Below are 16,830 nucleotides of genomic sequence, written 5' to 3'. Positions count from 1 at the left end.
TGTCAGCGAATCAATCTCTTCACTAAGCTGCTTGTAGTGCACCCAGAGCTTTAAAACGAATGAACGAGTTACATGGGAGAGTTCATTGTTGGGGTCTTCCAGAATCGTCGGGATTGACCCTATTAAACAGGCGCTGCTGGGTTCAGTGACGACACCGTATTCCGCCAGAAGTCCTCGAAGCTGATTCACAGTGGCCGTTCGTTGTTTAACGAATTGACTCCGTATTCTTTGTAACGACTGAATATCTTGTTGCTCAATCGTTTTAACTGCAACAAAATGGATTTTAGGCCGTTGAGATGCCTCAGCAATGGCAATCGCATCATTAGCATCGTTTTTGTTCCCCACTAGCATCGCTTTAACCATTCGAGCAGGTACGAGCTTCACCGTATGCCCAAGCTTTTCAATTGCACGCCCCCAATAATTTGAGCTGTAACAAGCTTCCATCACAACAGTGGTTGGAGCATATTGCCTTAACGTGTCCAACAATCTATTTCGGCGTACTTGGCAATTCGAAACCGGTCTGTTTTGTCGGTCGAATACAGCAATCTGAAACACATTTTTTGCTAAATCGATACTAATAAGCCTATATTTCATGTTGGTCACCTTTATCCTTGATTCTGTCAAAAGTTAATCATGGCACATTGCGATGCCGAGATAGAGGTGACCATCTCATCACACGCCATAATATAAAACCGTCAGCCCTTCCCCTTTGATGCTCTGAAGGTGATACAATCTGCGCATCAGAATTATCGAGAAACTCTATGTTTATCCATCATGTTAACGGCATCGACTGGCTGGTGATTACCGCTTTTGAAGAACTGAAAACCATGTTTATCGAAGACGCTGGAGCGATCCCTTCTTGCTTCTCTAGCGCCAGCGAATTGAGCCTGATTGATCAAGCAAAACGCGCTTATGGCTACCTGCCAACATTGAGTGGAGTCATCACCGATACCGGCACATTTCAAAGTCAGGATAACGAAGAAGATTTAAACCCACAGCTTGCCTGCCTAGTTGAGGGACGTGGTCGGGTGTTTATCTATCACGGTGGCTTTGTCGCTTTTGTCGATGATGAGCAAACCTTTATTACCCGAATGGACTGATAAGTTTTCGGTAAGTGGATATCGGTGAACTCAATGTAGCCGGGTTTTATCTTTAACTCAACGGCAACTGGAAAGTACTCTTAATCTCTTACCGATACATTGGACTGAATCGCGCTCACGCCTTTTACCCGTCTTATTGAGCTGATGCGATCAAAGTATTCATCTAAGTCTTTTGCGACTACCTGAACGATGTAATCTGCGCCGCCAGCTATACAGTGACACATGGTGATCCAGTTTGATTCCGCTACATAATCCTCAAATGGGTCAGTATTTTCCACTTCATGACTGCCCAGAGTCACCAGAGTAAAGCCCGAGACCTGAAAGCCAAGCTTCTTGCGGTTCAGTCTTGCGGCATAACCTTCGATGTAGCCCTCTTGTTCCATTTTCTTCCAGCGTCGCCAGCATGGCGTTTCGCTCAGATTAACTTCTTCCGCTAGCTTGCTGTTGCTGATGCGGCCATCTTTCTGGATACGTTCAAGAATGGAAAAATCTGTACTGTCTAACTCAAAGTTGGTGGATTCTTTCTTTTTCATAGCTCATATGGAAATAATTTGCTCAATTTAATGATTACCATAACCCAGATAGCAATTTTATTCCTGTAGAGATAGGTAGACTGGATCTCATATCGCAACAATGACTTTATGGGAGTGAGCAATGAGTGCTCAGTTAATGACAGCTTTTATGCTGTTCGCAATTTCAATTTCAATGACTCCAGGTGCGGGGAATATTGCTTTAATTGGCCTGTCTGGCCGTTATGGAGTTGGGGCGACATTACCTTTCATTATCGGTAATGCGGTTGGGGTGATCGTGATACTTGTCGGGGCTAGCGTCGGGGTTGCCGGACTATTGAATCTCTATCCGACGTTGTATCTGATTCTCAAATGGCTAGGTGCTGCGTATCTGTTGTACATGGCGTGGGGAATTGCCAATATGGAACTCGACAGTGACGCCAGTGTGAAAAAATCTGGCTTTTTCTCCGGTATATTGGTGCAGATCCTTAATCCGAAAAGTTGGGTCGCATCTATCACAGTATTTTCTCAATTCGTCTCACCAACCGGAAGCTATACGGCTCAAGTGATTTTTATCATTAGCGTCATGGTCGTGACCGGAGTGATTGGTATGTTGGTCTGGGCTTACTTTGGCTCGATGCTGACCCGATTTATTGAATCACCTCGTAAGATGGTGGCAATCAATCGATGCTTTGGCGCTAGTTTGGCTGTTGTCGCGCTATTCGTGGTTAGCCAACCCGGCTTGTAGAGTTAACTAAGGTGTGATAGTGGGTTAGAACAGACCAAGCTTTCGCATATGAAGGCTTGGTCTGTCGTTCGCTCCACGGAGTGGGTTACTGCTTAATTGCTGTACAGAAGCTGACATCTGAGTGTTGAGTCTCTGGGTCGTAGCTGTGGTAAAGCTCGAAACAAGGGCGATCATCGTTTTCCATTCCTGAGCCAACCACGTTATCCATTAAATCATCCCATGCTCTGGAGTACTGGCTATGTTCGGTAATTTTCTGACGCATCACGGCGTATTGTCCACCAGGAAAATCTTGCAGCTCGATATTGTTTGGTACTTCAGTATCTTCAGGCACCATTAAGCAGATATCGGTGCGGCACTTGTCATTTGGTGTGACTTCCGGGTTGTCGTGATAGATAAAAATACAGGTGTTGCCAGCTAAACCTTTCATTCCAGCCCACTGATAGAGACGTTGAGTTGCTTGTTCGTAACCTTCACCGTAAGGGCCTGTCACACGAACGTAAGCGAGTTTAGTAGCATCAAATTGTTGTAGTTCCATTGTCTTGCTCCATATTGTTGGTTCAGAGCCAGTATATGGATCGCTGTTTAGCACTTCGTTTCCATTCTTGCGCAACGTGTGTCCAATCTTGCTGTTTCGTGCCAGCTCAGAAAACTCCTGATAGTTCTCACAGTCTCTGAACGCAGTTGGCGTGACGCCATAGTGCTGTTTAAAGGCCTTTGCCAGACTTTGCGAAGAGGAAAAACCATACTCAAGGGCAATATTGAGTACAGGTTGCTTAGACTTAAACAGATCGTCAGCAGCAGCGGCCAGTCTTAAACGACGAATGTAATCAGCCAGAGTTTCACCCTGAACCGCTTTAAATATGCGGTGAAAATGGTAAGGAGAGAGGTTCGCCAAGGCGGCGACCTCTGGTAGGTTCAGAGGCTGGTTAAAGTGTCTTTCCAGATAGCGAATTACTGGGATCAGCCGTTTTTTATAATCAACGCGCATTGGTTGGTACATCCTTGCTTTACTTGCTAAAAAGCCTACCCCACAGACAGCTTGTTTCAAAGCTATGATTGTATAAATGTATAGCGAGTCTCGACATTTTGCTTCAGACTTCAGCTTAATTTCGTCATTGATAAGGACAATTATGATCGCTTGGAAGCAGCAGTTAGCAGGGTATGAATGGCTGATTCACCAAATCTGGTACTTAGAGGTGGAACCAGGGGAAGTGATCGAGCCTAAACCGCACCTTATTCCCAATCCTCGCGCTCATCTACTGCTTACTCCACAGCAGCAACCTTACGTGTATGACAGTGGGGAAACTCTACTTTCAGGCAAAGGCAGTCATCTCCTAGCGGCTAGTGAACACTTACTCTTACTCGATGACAATCCACCGATCAAACGTATTGGTATCACCTTTCGTCCCGAGGGGCTGTTTATCCTTCAGCATGCGATTAACGTCGTCCAACCGGTGAGCGCAATCAATCAATGTCAGTGGTTTGACTGGCTGACTCCACTGTTTAACGCGGAATTTCAGCAAGGGCTTTGGCAACAGAATACCAGAGAATCACTGGTCGACTATCTGCAGAGCCATTTTGCGTCCCTGTCTCTATCCCTACCTCAAAGCAAGTCGTTTATCGCAGTGCAGAAAGCGGTTCAGGAGATGGATAAGCAAACTGTAATGACACCTGACGTGATGTTGGATGTTGAAGCGCTTGCCAGCCAATGTGCCTGCTCTAGGCGTACTCTTGAGCGCAGTTTTAAGCAGGTCGTGGGATTAAGCGTCAAGCAATACCAGAAAATGGCACGTTTAGAGCAGATGATTCTGGCGCTTTATCAGCAGCTTAGAAAAACGCCGGGTAACTATATGAAAAGACGTGACTTGACCATAGATATCTACGGAGACTTTGAGTAATCGCACCAATCCAGATTGTCGCAAAAGTCCAATTATTCTCTCGACTGCTGCGCTACTATCTCTGGCAGATAACGAGGTAAAACATGTCATATCAAAAACTAAAACAAGGTCAAGCTATTGCGTTTAGCGAGTCACTGAATATTAAGTTGATTCAAGCATCTGATCTGGCCGATATTATCGAGATGCTTAACGATGATAAGGTCAATCCGTACCTGTTCTTTGCTCCAGCCGAAAACAGCCTGTACCAGGGTTTCTTTGGTCCTATCATCGACAACACAGCACAGGCGATTAAAGACGGACTCTGGCCCGATAATCCAACATTTGTTATTCGTGACCACCAGGATAACTACATGGGTATGACAGCGATAACGCAAGTGATGTTTTTAACCGGCAATTACGAAGTGGGTTACCAGCTGCCTGTTTGTGCCTGGGGGCTGGGCATTGCAACCCGAGCATGTCAGATGATGACTGAGCTAGGGTTCACCGAACTGGACGCACATAAGGTAAGTGCAGATTGCTACGCGGAAAATGTCGGCTCTTACAAAACTCTTGAGAAGTGTGGCTTCGTTCAGGAGGGACGCCAGAAAGACTACTATAAGCTTGAGCACGGTTTTGATGACAAGCTCTATTACGGCATTACTGCCGAGCAGTTCAGTGCATTAAACCGCTGACAAAGCAAAAGGCCGTTAAATACCTTAGTCGGGTTTAACGGCCTTTTTGTATCAAGTGCTTAGTTAGCCTGATTCTGGCTCTGAAGCTTCTCTTTCGCTTCTTCAACTTTAGAGAAGTCCAATCCCAACTCTTCAACCGCTTCTTTGATTAGCGCAGGGTTTTGCATTACCTGAGCCATCAGCATTTGAAGTTTGTCTTGTGGTAAGCCCAATTGACTGATAGTTGCCATTGCAGCAAAAGGGTTTTGTGTCAGAGTCTGAAAAATCTCGTTGATTTGTGCGTCGCTGATGTTGCTTTCTTTTAGCAGTGCAATAATCGGATTCATCATGTTTCCTTTTTAGTTGGTACTCATTTCGCCAGAGTTTAGCACTGGTTCGGGTACGATTGAACTCCCAGCCAGCAGGATTCCAATGCTACTTTGTCGGGCGATGTTAGTCGCAGATATAAAAAAGCTCGAGTCGGGCTCGAGCTTTATAGTGTAAATCTTGGTTCAGCTTAAACGTAGTACGCTTCTACTTCGCCTTTAAGTTGGATAAGCATAGGGTTACCGTAACGGTCCTTTGCTTTTGGCGAAGCAACTTTAATCCAACCTTCGCTAACGCAGTACTCTTCAACGTCAGTGCGCTCTTTACCTTTGAAACGAATACCGATTTGGTGATCGAAGCACTCTTTGACAAAGAAAGGGCTGCGTGGGTTACCTGATAGGCGATCTGGTAGAGCTGGTTTAGCTGTATCTGTCATGTTTGCGACCTTGAAGTCCGTAAAAAAAGTGCGTTATTGTAGTCAGTGCTTGATTTGGATTCAAGCCTGTCCTTTTTCTAGCGGGCATTTAACGCCGGCTATGTTTTAGCGTATTGTTAGTTCGCCCGTTGCCCCTAGTTATTGCAACGTTCTGGCGAGATTTTCCATTGATGGTATGTGTAAAAGGTTGCATTATATCAATGGTCATCGGTTGTTAAATATCGTGGATAAGAACGCTACTTCTATTATGGGTTATCACATTATATGAAATTGAATGCGACCTTGAGACGCAAAGAAATTCTGAAGTTTATTCAGAATACTCAAAAAGGGGATGTCAATTATTTTGCGCAGCAATATGGGGTTTCTGAAGTAACGATTCGCAATGATCTCAATTATCTTGAGAAACAAGGCTGTGTAAAAAGATGTTATGGGGGCGCACTGCTTAATAACCAGTTTGCTTTTGAGCGTCCATTGAATGATAAGAAGCAGCTCAACAGTAGTATCAAAGCTAAGCTCGGTGAATACGCTGCATCTCTTATTGCGGATGGCGATAAGGTCATTCTTGACTCAGGTTCAACGACTGAGCAGATTGCTTACCATCTTGACTCTAAGCATGATCTTGTTGTCATGACCAACGGCATCAATATCGCTTACCACCTTGCCAACAAAACGAATGTCACTGTGATGGTGGCTGGTGGCACGATGCGTAAAAATTCCTACTCAGTTCATGGTGTCGGTGGAGAAGACTTAGTTACTGGCTATAGGTTTAATAAGTTGTTCTTGGGAGTTGATGGGTTTGATAAATCGGCTGGAATTACCACTCCACATCAAGGTGAGGCTGATATTAACCGGAAAATGTTAGAGGCTACTCAAACCGTTATTGCGGTAACGGATTCGTCGAAATTTGACCGTCAAAGCTTTTGCCTGATTGCTCGTCCAGAACAACTTAACATATTAATTACTGATAGCGGTATCCCTCAAAACTATGTGGACCACCTCACAGCATTAGGTGTAGATGTTCATATTGTTGCCTAATCTCGTTCCTTATTATTCCTTCATAAATCTATTTTAGTGCTTATAAAAGTGACTTTTTTAACCAGCCAAACACCGGCTGGTTTTATTTTTATAGCGCTATAAAAATTCATTGATGCTCCAGTTTGTGATCTAAGACAGATTGCATTTCGAAACCTAATGAATTGTACCCAATTAATTGTTTCTTTCAGTTATCAAATAGTGAAAACCAGCTTTCATGGTACTTACAAAGTGCAAATTTTGGTCAAGAGTGAAAGTCTAGTCTTTCACTCTCTCTGAAGTGAAACGTTTTTTGGGTTTAAATCGAAAGGAAACTGACTGTGATCTAGCTTTCACTTTTCCTTAGTCTGTCCTGTTTTAATACCAATCAAAAGGAAATCGAAACATTTCATGCACCAAGTGAAATGTAACGAAAGAGGATTTGGTAAATGACCAGTGCGGAACGAAGACAGCAAATTTTGGCATATATATGCAGCCATGGTTCTGGAAAAGTGGACGAGTTTGTCGAGCAGTACAATGTTTCTGCGGTCACTATTCGTCATGACCTGAATTTGCTCGAGAAAGAGGGCTGTGTATTTCGTTGTTATGGTGGTGCAACACTTAACCCTAACTTTGCATTCGATCAGCCTCTTTATCGCAAAGACCAACTTAACCGAACTGCTAAGCAGTCGATCGCTCAAGTAGCTGCTGACCTTATCCATGATGGCGAAGCGGTTATCTTAGATTCAGGGACTACTATAGGCTTAATGCCACAGTACCTCGCAAACAAACAGCAATTGGTTGTTATGACCAATGCACTTAACACTGCTTATCAACTTAGCAAGCTTGAAAACGTCGATCTTCATGTTGTGGGTGGCAGTCTTCGTCGTGCGTCATGTTCATTAACGGGTAATCACGGGGAGCAGCAAATTCGCTCTTACCTATTTGACAAACTTTTTCTCGGTGTAGATGGATTCGATCTGCAAGCCGGTGTAACTACCCCAGACACTCAGGAAGCACAAGTCAATCGAGCTATGTGCGAAGTTGCACGTCAAATTGTTGCTGTTACCGACTCAAGCAAATTTGGCCGCAAGAGCTTTTGCATGATCCGTGCAGCACACCAAATCGATGTGTTGGTCACTGACAGCAATATTCCCCATGCAACGCATCGCGCTCTTCTCGAAATGGGTGTTGACGTGATTATTGCCGACCAAACCGTTAACTAGGAATCAAAATGAAAGCGTTACTTTCTCTAATTGAACAGCATAAGCAAGGCCGAGCAACGGGTATTTACTCTGTTTGTTCCGCGCATCCGCTCGTTCTTGAAGCTGCGATTAAACAAGCGACACAAGATCAACAACTGGTGCTGATAGAAGCGACGTCTAATCAGGTCAATCAGTTTGGTGGCTACACAGGGATGACACCACAAGACTTTTCCAGTCACGTGCTCTCTTTAGCAGAACGTCTCAATTTCCCTGCAGAAAAAGTGGTGTTGGGTGGCGATCACCTTGGCCCAAACTGCTGGCAAAACCTGTCTGCAAGTCAGGCTATGGAATATTCAGCTCAGATGATCCATGACTACGTTTGTGCAGGGTTTAAGAAAATTCACCTCGATTGTTCAATGCCATGCGCGGATGACCAAACTCCGCTAAGTGAAGAGATCATGGCACAGCGGGCCGCACAGCTATGTGTGGTTGCGGAGCAGGCTTGGAGAAGTGTTGGTGGTGAAGCACCCGTATATGTCATCGGTACAGAAGTACCGACTCCGGGTGGTGCTCTGGAATCGTTGCAGGATGAGTGTATTGAAGTAACTCAACCCGAGCAGGCGTTGGCAACATTGGATGCCCATCATCAGGCATTTAGCGATGCTGGACTGGGTTATGTTTGGCCACGAGTGATTGGTTTGGTTGTTCAGCCAGGTGTTGAGTTTGACCACCATATGGTGCACCACTATCAGAGTGACGAAGCGCAGTTGCTGAGTAAGATAATAGACAGTCAGCCCCACATCGTGTTTGAAGCTCACTCTACCGATTATCAGAATCCATCAGCATACCGTCAACTTGTGAACGACCATTTCGCTATTCTCAAAGTGGGTCCAGCTCTAACTTATGCATTGAGAGAAGCTCTATTTGCCTTGAGTGATATTGAAAATGTCCTGTTTAGTCAGTCAGAAAGCTCAAATCTAAAACAAATCGTTTTAGGTCAAATGCTTGAATGTCGAGGACATTGGGAAAAATACTACTCAGACAATCCACGGAAGCAACTAATCGATTTACAGTTCAGCCTTAGTGATCGTATTCGTTATTATTGGTCAAATGATGTGGTAACGCATGCCGTAAACAAAATGATGGCCAATTTAAATGCGATAAGTATCCCACTTACCATGCTAAGCCAGTATCTGCCAAAACAATTCGATGAGGTAGTTTCTGGAAATATTGAGAATAAGCCCAAAGAGATAATTCTTAATAAAATCATGAAAGTTATTGAAATTTATAATAAAGCATGTGTTGTGAGGTAATAATGCTATTAAATAGAACAATTGAAGAACTAGAGAATCTTGAAGCGATCAACACTGCTAAAGAGATACATCAACAACCACGAAAGTGGCGAGAGCTTGCCCAGTCTCTAGTTGAACAAAAAGCTGAGATAGAAGCATTCGTAAACAAAATAGGAAAACCTGATTTGCGGGTGATTCTAACTGGTGCAGGTACGTCGGAGTTCGCTGGTACTGCATTGGCGTTACATTTAGACAAGAAATGCCGTTTCACAGTTGAAAGCATTGCCACAACAGACCTTGTGAGCAACCCTGAGGAGCACTTGGACGCCTCTCGCCCTACTCTTCTTGTTTCGTTAGCCCGTTCAGGGAATAGCCCTGAGAGTTTAGCAAGCAAAGAACTAGCAGATCAATGTATAGATCAAATCTATCATTTAATTCTAACGTGCAATAAAGATGGTGCTTTAGCTAAGTCCTGTAAAGGTAACGATAATGAACTTTGCATTATAATGCCTCCTGGTACTAATGATTTGTCCTTTGCTATGACTTCTAGTTGCACGTGTATGCAGCTCTCTGCATTAATTATACTTTCTGAGTCAATCGACAAGTGTATTAAGCAAGTCGAAGTTGTTGCGAGCATATGCGAATCACAGTTTGATGAGATGCATAAGTTAGCATGTAACGTTGCTGCATTAGACTTTGAACGTTTGATTTACATTGGTTCTGGTGACTTGAAAGGCACTGCACAAGAAGCAGCACTAAAACTACTTGAATTATCCGCTGGCAAAGTTGCGACTTACTTTGATAGTTCACTAAGTTTTAGACATGGGCCAAAATTTACTATTAATGAAAAAGCTGTTGTCATACATATGTTGTCACCAGCAGCGTATACTAATTTATACGATGTGGATCTAGCTAATGAGCTAATCGCTGATGACGTAGCAATGAAAGTGGTTACGCTTTCTACTTGCCCAACTGAGAAATTCTCCTCTCCCTCGTTAATATTTGATATCCCCAATCTCGCTCCTGTGTGGGCAAATTTCCCCTATTTGCTTTTTGCACAGTTACTTGGCTTTGAAAAATCCATTGAGCGTGGTTTATCACCAGATAACCCCTGTCCTTCCGGTGAGGTAAACCGCGTTGTTCAAGGCGTCATTATTCATAAATATAACTAACCTTAAAGGAACCCTACATGCCTATTGAATTAACTCGAATAGACAATCGACTACTTCATGGTCAAGTTGCTGTGACATGGAGTCACCATGCTAATGCCAACCTCATCGTTATTGCAGATGATGAAGTTGCTCAAGATGAAATGGCTAAGAATCTGATGGCGATGTCGGCAGGTAATACAGACTCTCGTTTTTTTAGTATTCAACAAACGATTGATGTCATTCAAAAAGCGTCTCCAGAACAACGAATCTTTCTAGTGGTTCGTAATCCACAAAACGTTCTACGCCTCGTCGAAGGTGGTGTACCTATCACAAACTTGAACATTGGTAACATGCACTTTGAAGAAGGTAAAAATCAGGTACACATCACTGTGTCACTGGATAGCGATGATATGGCTGCATTCGCAAAGCTTAAAGAGTATGGAGTGACTATGAGTGTTCAACGTACTCCTAGCGAAGAAAAGCTAGACATCTTTGAACTGGCATCTGAGGTAGCATAATTATGTTTGAAGTTATACTTATTGGCCTGTGGGCTGCTTTTGCTGGCGTCGACTTTTATAGCGGTCAATTCTACATTGGTCGTCCTATCGTTACTGGTCCTGTGATTGGCCTTATTATGGGCGATTACCAAACTGGTTTGGCCGTGGGGGCTGCTCTTGAGCTTGCATGGCTCGGCCTAGTTCCACTAGCCGGTGCTCAACCACCTAACGTAACAATCGGTGCTGTTATCGGTACTGTATTTGCGATCAAAGGAAACTTTGAGCCTGAAGTCGTTGTTGGCATCGCACTTCCGTTCGCAATTTTAATGCAGCAATTAATCGTTCTTCAGTTCACTTGGATGTCAGGAATGATGCACAAAGCTGATGAGTTTGCAAAGGATGCTAATACGGTAGGCATAGCTAGGGTTAACTATGCAGGTTTGATTGTTCTCGGGCTACTGTATTTCGTAGTTGCGGTGCTTCCTGTCATTTTCGGTGAGCAAGTTGCTATAGCAATCATCGAATATGTCCCAGCAAGTGTAATATCTGGCCTTAAAGTGGCAGGAGGTTTAATGCCTGCTCTTGGTTTTGCAATGCTTCTTAAGATGATGTTCAAAGCTCAGTTCATCCCGTACTTTGTGGTTGGTTTTGTGGCTATTACGTACCTTAACATGCCAATTCTTGCTATCGCAGCCGTCGGAGTATCGGTCGCATGGCTTGATTATATGAATGGTAAAAAATCAAGTACAGCAACCCCATCTTCTCAAGGAGGCATCTAATCATGACTGATACATTATCCGAAAGCGTCAAGTCTAAGACCGAAGAAGCTCAAGAACAAATGTTGCCTAAGCGTGTAAAATACAAAGTCCTACTACGTCAACTTTTTTTACAGGCTTCGTTCAACTACGAACGTATGCAGGCTTGTGGTTGGCTATGGGCGCTGTCTCCGGCACTTAATCACATCCACAAAGATGACAAAAAACGTCTAAGTGAATCAATGCAAGGCCACATGGACTTTTTCAATACGCATCCATACTTGGTTACGTTCATGCTTGGTGTTGTTGCTGCCATGGAGCAAAGCAAGCAAAAAGTTGAAACTATCCGTTCGTTCAAAGTTGCTGCTATGGGCCCACTAGGTGGCATTGGTGATGCGATGTTCAACTTGACGTTAAAGCCCATTATGGCAGCGATTGCGGCTTCACTCGCAGTAGATAATGTGGCCATTGCACCTCTATTCTACCTTATTGCGCTGAATGTTCCCCGTCTCGCTATCCAGATCCCTTTGTTTAGCTATGGATACAACACTGGTATTAAAGCTCTATCAAAGCTTAAAGACCAAACTGTTGCTATGTCTAAAGCGGCCACTATCGTTGGTATCACCGTAATTGGAGCAATGTCAGCTAAATTCGTTAAGCTGTCTACAACTGCCTCCATCGGTTACGCAGACACAGTATTTAGCATTCAAACCGATCTTCTAGATAAGATTGTGCCAAATATTCTTCCGCTACTGTTCGTTATCGCGACATACAAAATTCTCATGAAGGGCGTATCACCAACGAAGATTATTCTTGGAATGATTGCATTCGGTGTACTTGGCTCTTATGCAGGAATTCTTTAACCAACTTTATAGCCCTTTATCTATCGTGCTCCCTCCCTCGATAAGGGGCTATTTCCTAATCTAACTTTTTGGAGTTAATAGTGATTAATACATATCTCGACATTGCTAAAGATCTCATCACTAGAGTTCGTGATGAAGAAGGTCACAAGATTGAGCTAGCGGGTAAGAAAATGGCCGATGCTCTAGAACAGGGCAAGCTAGTTCATGCATTTGGTGGACATCTCAACCTTTATCCCCAAGAACTATTCTATCGTGCAGGTGGTATCGTGCCAATTAACCCTATCATGCCACCTGCTCTTATTGCGCAACCAGGCAGTCACCTATACCAGAAGCACTTAAACCGTGATGAAAACTTCGCGAAAATGATGGTTGCTCAACAAAACCTAAACAAAGGAGACATTCTTGTCGTGGCATCAATCGCAGGTAAAACGCTCACAGCGATTGAACTTGCCAAGACGGCTCAAGAAAAAGGCGTCTTTGTTATTGCTATTCAATCTATCCCATTTAGCTCTCAAGTCGAATCAGGCCACAGTTCTGGAAAACTTGTTGGTGACTATGCAGACGTTGTTATTGACTGTAAAGCACCTTATGGCGATGCAGTCTTAGATCTTGGTAACGGTAAGAAAGCAGCGGCTATCTCTTCTGTGGTTGGCTTCTCAATTGCACAAGCTCTTGCTACTCAAGCGGTTTGCGAGCTCGGTGAGCGCGAAATCACACCACCAGTTTATGTCAGCTCGAACTTAGACAAAGGAGATGCGATCAACAAGCGTCACCTTGAGAAGTATCACGGCGTAGTTAACTTCCTATAAGGGCAAATGAAATGTACACAGAGTATCTAAATAACGTGTTGAAATTGCTGGATAACGTAGCAGAGAACCAGGCCAGCCTAATGCTAGAAACAGCACAAGTAATTGCTGATGCCATCGAGAACAACGGTCTAGTGCATGTTGTGGGGTGCGGCCATTCTCAAATGTTCGCTCAAGAACTATTTCATCGCGCAGGTGGCTCAGTTGCAGTAAACGCAATCCTTCCCTCTGCACTTTGCTTAGCCCCTTATGCCCCAATGAGCACTTGGGCTGAGCGTCAATGTGGCTTAGCTGAAGTTGCATTAAATGGTGAAAAAGACATTCGTGAAGGCGATGTACTTATTGTTGTATCAACTTCAGGGCGTAATGCGGTTCCTATCGAGTTTGCAATGGAGGGTCAAAAGCGTGGTCTGAAGGTTATCGCTTTAACGTCAACTGCATTTAGTGGCGCTACATCTAGTCGACATCCTTCTGGTAAGAAACTAGCAGAGTGCGCAGACATAGTATTGGACAATCCCGGTGAGCCAGGTGATGCGACTGTCCAAGTACCGAACAGTGATTTCAAAACCGGCTCAACGTCTTCTGTTATGGGCTTCGCAATTCTTAACTCAATTATGGGGACAGCGAACAAGCTTCTCGTGGAGCGCGGTTATGAAGATCTCATCCTAGCAAGTGTCAATTCAACTGGTGCAGTAAACAATGATGAAGTCCTTGCAAAACGTCAAAACAGACTAACTCTGTTTAATTAGAGGGCGGGGCGACTTTTTAAGTCGTCCATTTATTTGGAACAGAACTACGAAATATAACATTTTACCAAAACTGATACCCGTAATAGTGCTTGGGGCCTCATGTCAAGCTTTAGCAGTAGATTATCACTAGAGAGTCGCAGAAGGTGAACTTGCGAGTGATCGTATTGAGAAATCAATTCGAGTTCGTGAGAAGTCTGGTCGTTATGTTCGTTTTGTAGTTCTTCAAGATGCAACAGAGCGCAAGTTTGCAAGTGCTGCTGAGATTAGAGTTATTTATCGAAAGTAGTGATTACAATTTGGTTGCTTAGTAGCCCATATAGGAGATTTTATGATTGCAGTTATTTTAGTAGGGCATGGTCATTTTGGGTCTGGTTTAGGTGAGGCTGTTGAACAGGTATTAGGCCCACAAAGAAAATTCCACAAAATTGATTTTCCAGAGGGAGTGACGGTGCCCCAACTAGAAGAAAAAATGATTGCGAGTTTTGAGAAATTGTACAACCCAAGTGGCGTTGTTTTCTTATGTGACCTGCTAGGTGGAAGCCCTTTCCGTGTTGCATCGACTATTGCGGTTAAGCACAAAAACGTAGAAGTTATTTCAGGTACAAATATGCAAATTTGTGCCGAACTTATGCTTGAGCGTGATGAGCTTGAATTAAATGAATTTCGCAACCTCGCTCTTCTTGCTGGACCAAGGGGAATCACAAGTCTTCATACAGAATGGCTAAAACAAAAAGCGTCTGATAAGAGTGTCAATGAATATGGAATATAGAGACATTATAGGCTATCAAGCAGCCTTCGTCTTAAAAGATAGCCAATTGCTAGAAGACCATGTAGTGCTTGTCAATAAGAGGACGAAACGAATCATTAGCGTGGTTCCTGTTAAAGACGCGCCAGCAATTGAGATTCGTAACTTTGGCAACAAATTGATAATGCCAGGTCTAATTGATACTCACACTCATGGTGCTATGTCATTCGACACAATGGACGCTAGTCATCACTCGTTGAATGAGATGTCGAAATTTTTTGCAAGCAAAGGTGTAGTTGCGTTCACTCCCACCACTGTAACGGCTCCTGATGAAAAAATAGTCAATGCAATTAGTCAAGTCAGAGACAGCATGTTGTTGGGTGTTGATGGTGCTGAGATATTGGGTACCTATCTTGAGGGACCATTTTTGGGCTACGAAAATAGAGGGGCTCACCCATTAGAGCTCTTGCAGAACCCATGTCTAAAAAAACTTGAAGAATGGATTGATATTTCTGATGGAACGATTGTCGCAGTCGCTTTAGCTCCTGAGCTAAAAAACAGCCAAGAAATAGTCAACTTCCTTCACGAGCGCAATATCAACACAATGTTAGCGCATACAAGCGCTGATTATGAGTGCTGTAAAAGATTATTAGATAACAACGCAACAGGGATTGTCCATTGCTATAACGGCATGACTGGTTTACACCACCGCGAACCCGGTGCAGTTGGTGCTGCGTTAACTCACAAAAGTGCTTTTGTGGAATTAATCGTTGATGGCCATCACGTTCACCCAGCAGCTGTTGATGTTGCTTATCGATGTTGTGGTGACAATCGACTTGTTCTTATCACGGACTCTATGTGTGCAGCAGGCATGCCTGATGGCGAATACAAGCTTGGGGAACTGGATGTAAAAGTCACAGAGAGTGTATGCAGAACGGAAGCAGGCGGTTTAGCCGGTAGTACGCTAACGCTAGATGCTGGGATAAAAAATCTAGCTAAAATGCTTGATAATAGGTTTGTGGATATCTGGCATACAGGTTCTGAAGTACCTGCCAAAATGCTAAACAGGGAAGAGGATTTCGGAAGAGTCTCAGCAGGCAAGATAGGTTCATTTGTAGTAGTCCCTCTTGAGAAAGAGTTATCCATATTTGCCACCATTGTTAATGGCAAAGTAGTTTATGAGAGAGAAGAGATTTAATTATGTATCTAGTTTCCAATAAAAAAATGTTAACACTGGCTCAGGAAGAGCGATATGCTGTCCCTGCTTTTAATATTCATAACCTAGAAACGTTGCAAGTAGTCGCTGAAACCGCAGCTGAGCTATCTTCGCCTATAATCATTGCTGGCACAGAAGGTACTTATACATATGCGGGTACCCAATTTTTGGTCGATATTTGTAAGCGTGCAGCCATCGAATATAATATCCCCATTGCATTGCACCTAGACCATCACATGAGCGCAGATGACGTTAAGAGCAAGATTTTGATGGGTGTCCGTTCCGTCATGATTGATGGCAGTCATTATGATTTAGATGAGAACATCAGACTTACTCGGAATGTAGTGGAGTTTGCTCGTAAATACGATGTAAGTGTAGAAGCTGAATTAGGCCGCTTAGGTGGTAGAGAAGACAATGTGGTGGTTAGTGATGAAAATTCATATCTTACAGACCCTATCACCGCTGCAAAATTCGTCGAAGCTACAGGTGTAGACAGCCTTGCTGTTGCTATCGGTAGTGCTCATGGTATGTATGAGGGAGAACCAACATTAGATTTGGCTCGTCTATCGGCTATTCGTGATAAAACAGATTGTCCATTAGTACTACACGGTGGTTCAGGGCTGCCAGACCTAGTAGTAAGGAGTGCAATTGAGCTGGGCATTACTAAAGTAAATGTTGCGACAGAACTTAAGATAGCATTCTCTAACGCAGTAAAAGAGCATTTCTCCAATAACCCTAAAGCCAACGATCCCCGTTACTACCTAGAGCCAGGTAAAGTAGCCATGAAAACACTTGTGAAAGAGAAAATTCGTATGTGTGGAAGTGAAGGTAAGTTGCGCTAATGGAATGTTATGCCCCTAACGGGGCATTTT

At 43.7% G+C, this 16,830-nt stretch carries 20 protein-coding genes and 1 pseudogene; 16 read left to right on the top strand and 5 right to left on the bottom strand.

Going from position 1 to position 16,830, the window contains the following annotated elements; genetic code table 11:
- The coding region (locus tag DA100_RS05615) for an IS110 family transposase (RefSeq protein ID WP_138971293.1) at positions 1 to 594 on the bottom strand (594 nt) is incomplete at its 3' end.
- Positions 595 to 761: 167 nt separating this feature from the next.
- Between DA100_RS05615 and DA100_RS05610 the strand changes: the two genes are divergently transcribed.
- Positions 762 to 1,100, top strand: coding sequence for a cytosolic protein (locus tag DA100_RS05610; RefSeq protein WP_138971292.1), 339 nt, complete (start codon positions 762 to 764; stop codon positions 1,098 to 1,100).
- Positions 1,101 to 1,152: 52 nt separating this feature from the next.
- Here DA100_RS05610 and DA100_RS05605 read toward each other — a convergent pair.
- Positions 1,153 to 1,633: pseudogene (locus tag DA100_RS05605) on the bottom strand (Lrp/AsnC family transcriptional regulator).
- A 121-nt stretch (positions 1,634 to 1,754) separates the two neighbouring features.
- On the opposite strand from DA100_RS05605, the gene DA100_RS05600 reads away from it, so the two are divergent.
- Positions 1,755 to 2,357, top strand: a complete 603-nt coding sequence (locus DA100_RS05600) for a LysE family translocator (RefSeq protein WP_138971291.1) — start codon at positions 1,755 to 1,757, stop codon at positions 2,355 to 2,357.
- Positions 2,358 to 2,442: 85 nt separating this feature from the next.
- On the opposite strand, the gene DA100_RS05595 is transcribed toward DA100_RS05600, so the two are convergent.
- A complete protein-coding gene (locus tag DA100_RS05595; protein ID WP_138971290.1) occupies positions 2,443 to 3,345 on the bottom strand; it encodes an AraC family transcriptional regulator in 903 nt (300 codons plus the stop codon).
- A gap of 142 nt (positions 3,346 to 3,487) precedes the next feature.
- On the opposite strand from DA100_RS05595, the gene DA100_RS05590 reads away from it, so the two are divergent.
- Together DA100_RS05590 and DA100_RS05585 are read left to right on the top strand one after the other, a co-directional pair.
- A complete protein-coding gene (locus DA100_RS05590; RefSeq protein ID WP_138971289.1) occupies positions 3,488 to 4,255 on the top strand; it encodes an AraC family transcriptional regulator in 768 nt (255 codons plus the stop codon).
- Positions 4,256 to 4,338: 83 nt separating this feature from the next.
- A complete protein-coding gene (locus DA100_RS05585) occupies positions 4,339 to 4,926 on the top strand; it encodes a GNAT family protein (RefSeq protein WP_138971288.1) in 588 nt (195 codons plus the stop codon).
- A 59-nt stretch (positions 4,927 to 4,985) separates the two neighbouring features.
- Here the strand turns inward: DA100_RS05585 and DA100_RS05580 are convergent, their stop codons facing one another.
- Together DA100_RS05580 and DA100_RS05575 are read right to left on the bottom strand one after the other, a co-directional pair.
- Positions 4,986 to 5,252 (bottom strand): DUF2999 family protein, encoded by a 267-nt coding sequence (locus DA100_RS05580; RefSeq protein WP_138971295.1) that lies wholly within the window; start codon positions 5,250 to 5,252, stop codon positions 4,986 to 4,988.
- Positions 5,253 to 5,422: 170 nt separating this feature from the next.
- A complete protein-coding gene (locus tag DA100_RS05575) occupies positions 5,423 to 5,668 on the bottom strand; it encodes a DUF3297 family protein (protein WP_006880246.1) in 246 nt (81 codons plus the stop codon).
- A 264-nt stretch (positions 5,669 to 5,932) separates the two neighbouring features.
- Here DA100_RS05575 and agaR (DA100_RS05570) point away from each other — a divergent pair, with 264 nt between their 5' ends.
- The 12 genes from agaR (DA100_RS05570) (at position 5,933) to gatY (ending at position 16,800) form a co-directional block, all read left to right on the top strand.
- Complete coding sequence (gene agaR, locus DA100_RS05570; protein ID WP_138971287.1) at positions 5,933 to 6,703, top strand: transcriptional repressor AgaR; 771 nt, start codon at positions 5,933 to 5,935, stop codon at positions 6,701 to 6,703.
- Between the two features lie 425 nt (positions 6,704 to 7,128).
- Positions 7,129 to 7,905, top strand: a complete 777-nt coding sequence (gene agaR, locus DA100_RS05565) for a transcriptional repressor AgaR (RefSeq protein ID WP_138971286.1) — start codon at positions 7,129 to 7,131, stop codon at positions 7,903 to 7,905.
- Between the two features lie 8 nt (positions 7,906 to 7,913).
- The gene (locus DA100_RS05560) at positions 7,914 to 9,197 is read left to right on the top strand and encodes a D-tagatose-bisphosphate aldolase, class II, non-catalytic subunit (protein WP_138971285.1); all 1,284 of its coding nucleotides are present in this window, start codon (positions 7,914 to 7,916) and stop codon (positions 9,195 to 9,197) included.
- Positions 9,198 to 9,199: 2 nt separating this feature from the next.
- The gene (locus DA100_RS05555; RefSeq protein ID WP_138971284.1) at positions 9,200 to 10,348 is read left to right on the top strand and encodes an SIS domain-containing protein; all 1,149 of its coding nucleotides are present in this window, start codon (positions 9,200 to 9,202) and stop codon (positions 10,346 to 10,348) included.
- Positions 10,349 to 10,365: 17 nt separating this feature from the next.
- On the top strand, positions 10,366 to 10,845 hold the full coding sequence (gene agaB, locus DA100_RS05550) for a PTS galactosamine transporter subunit IIB (protein WP_138971283.1): 480 nt from the start codon (positions 10,366 to 10,368) through the stop codon (positions 10,843 to 10,845).
- A gap of 2 nt (positions 10,846 to 10,847) precedes the next feature.
- Positions 10,848 to 11,603 (top strand): PTS N-acetylgalactosamine transporter subunit IIC, encoded by a 756-nt coding sequence (gene agaW, locus DA100_RS05545; protein WP_138971282.1) that lies wholly within the window; start codon positions 10,848 to 10,850, stop codon positions 11,601 to 11,603.
- Positions 11,604 to 11,605: 2 nt separating this feature from the next.
- The gene (locus tag DA100_RS05540) at positions 11,606 to 12,442 is read left to right on the top strand and encodes a PTS system mannose/fructose/sorbose family transporter subunit IID (RefSeq protein ID WP_138971281.1); all 837 of its coding nucleotides are present in this window, start codon (positions 11,606 to 11,608) and stop codon (positions 12,440 to 12,442) included.
- 80 nt (positions 12,443 to 12,522) lie between these two features.
- Positions 12,523 to 13,251, top strand: a complete 729-nt coding sequence (locus DA100_RS05535) for a sugar isomerase domain-containing protein (RefSeq protein WP_171052150.1) — start codon at positions 12,523 to 12,525, stop codon at positions 13,249 to 13,251.
- Positions 13,252 to 13,262: 11 nt separating this feature from the next.
- Positions 13,263 to 13,997, top strand: a complete 735-nt coding sequence (locus DA100_RS05530) for an SIS domain-containing protein (protein ID WP_138971279.1) — start codon at positions 13,263 to 13,265, stop codon at positions 13,995 to 13,997.
- A gap of 328 nt (positions 13,998 to 14,325) precedes the next feature.
- Positions 14,326 to 14,766 (top strand): PTS galactosamine/N-acetylgalactosamine transporter subunit IIA, encoded by a 441-nt coding sequence (gene agaF, locus DA100_RS05525; RefSeq protein ID WP_138971278.1) that lies wholly within the window; start codon positions 14,326 to 14,328, stop codon positions 14,764 to 14,766.
- Positions 14,750 to 15,940 carry an N-acetylglucosamine-6-phosphate deacetylase gene (nagA, locus tag DA100_RS05520; RefSeq protein ID WP_240800881.1) on the top strand — a complete coding sequence of 397 codons (1,191 nt, stop codon included), beginning with the start codon at positions 14,750 to 14,752 and terminating at the stop codon, positions 15,938 to 15,940. The genes agaF and nagA overlap by 17 nt, the downstream gene beginning before the upstream one ends.
- Positions 15,941 to 15,942: 2 nt before the next feature.
- Positions 15,943 to 16,800, top strand: coding sequence for a tagatose-bisphosphate aldolase subunit GatY (gene gatY / locus DA100_RS05515; RefSeq protein WP_138971277.1), 858 nt, complete (start codon positions 15,943 to 15,945; stop codon positions 16,798 to 16,800).
- Positions 16,801 to 16,830: the final 30 nt, after the last annotated feature.

The sequence above is a fragment of the Vibrio sp. Hep-1b-8 genome (assembly GCF_006124995.1).
GTDB lineage: Bacteria > Pseudomonadota > Gammaproteobacteria > Enterobacterales > Vibrionaceae > Vibrio.
This window is presented reverse-complemented; position numbering and strand designations above follow the sequence as displayed.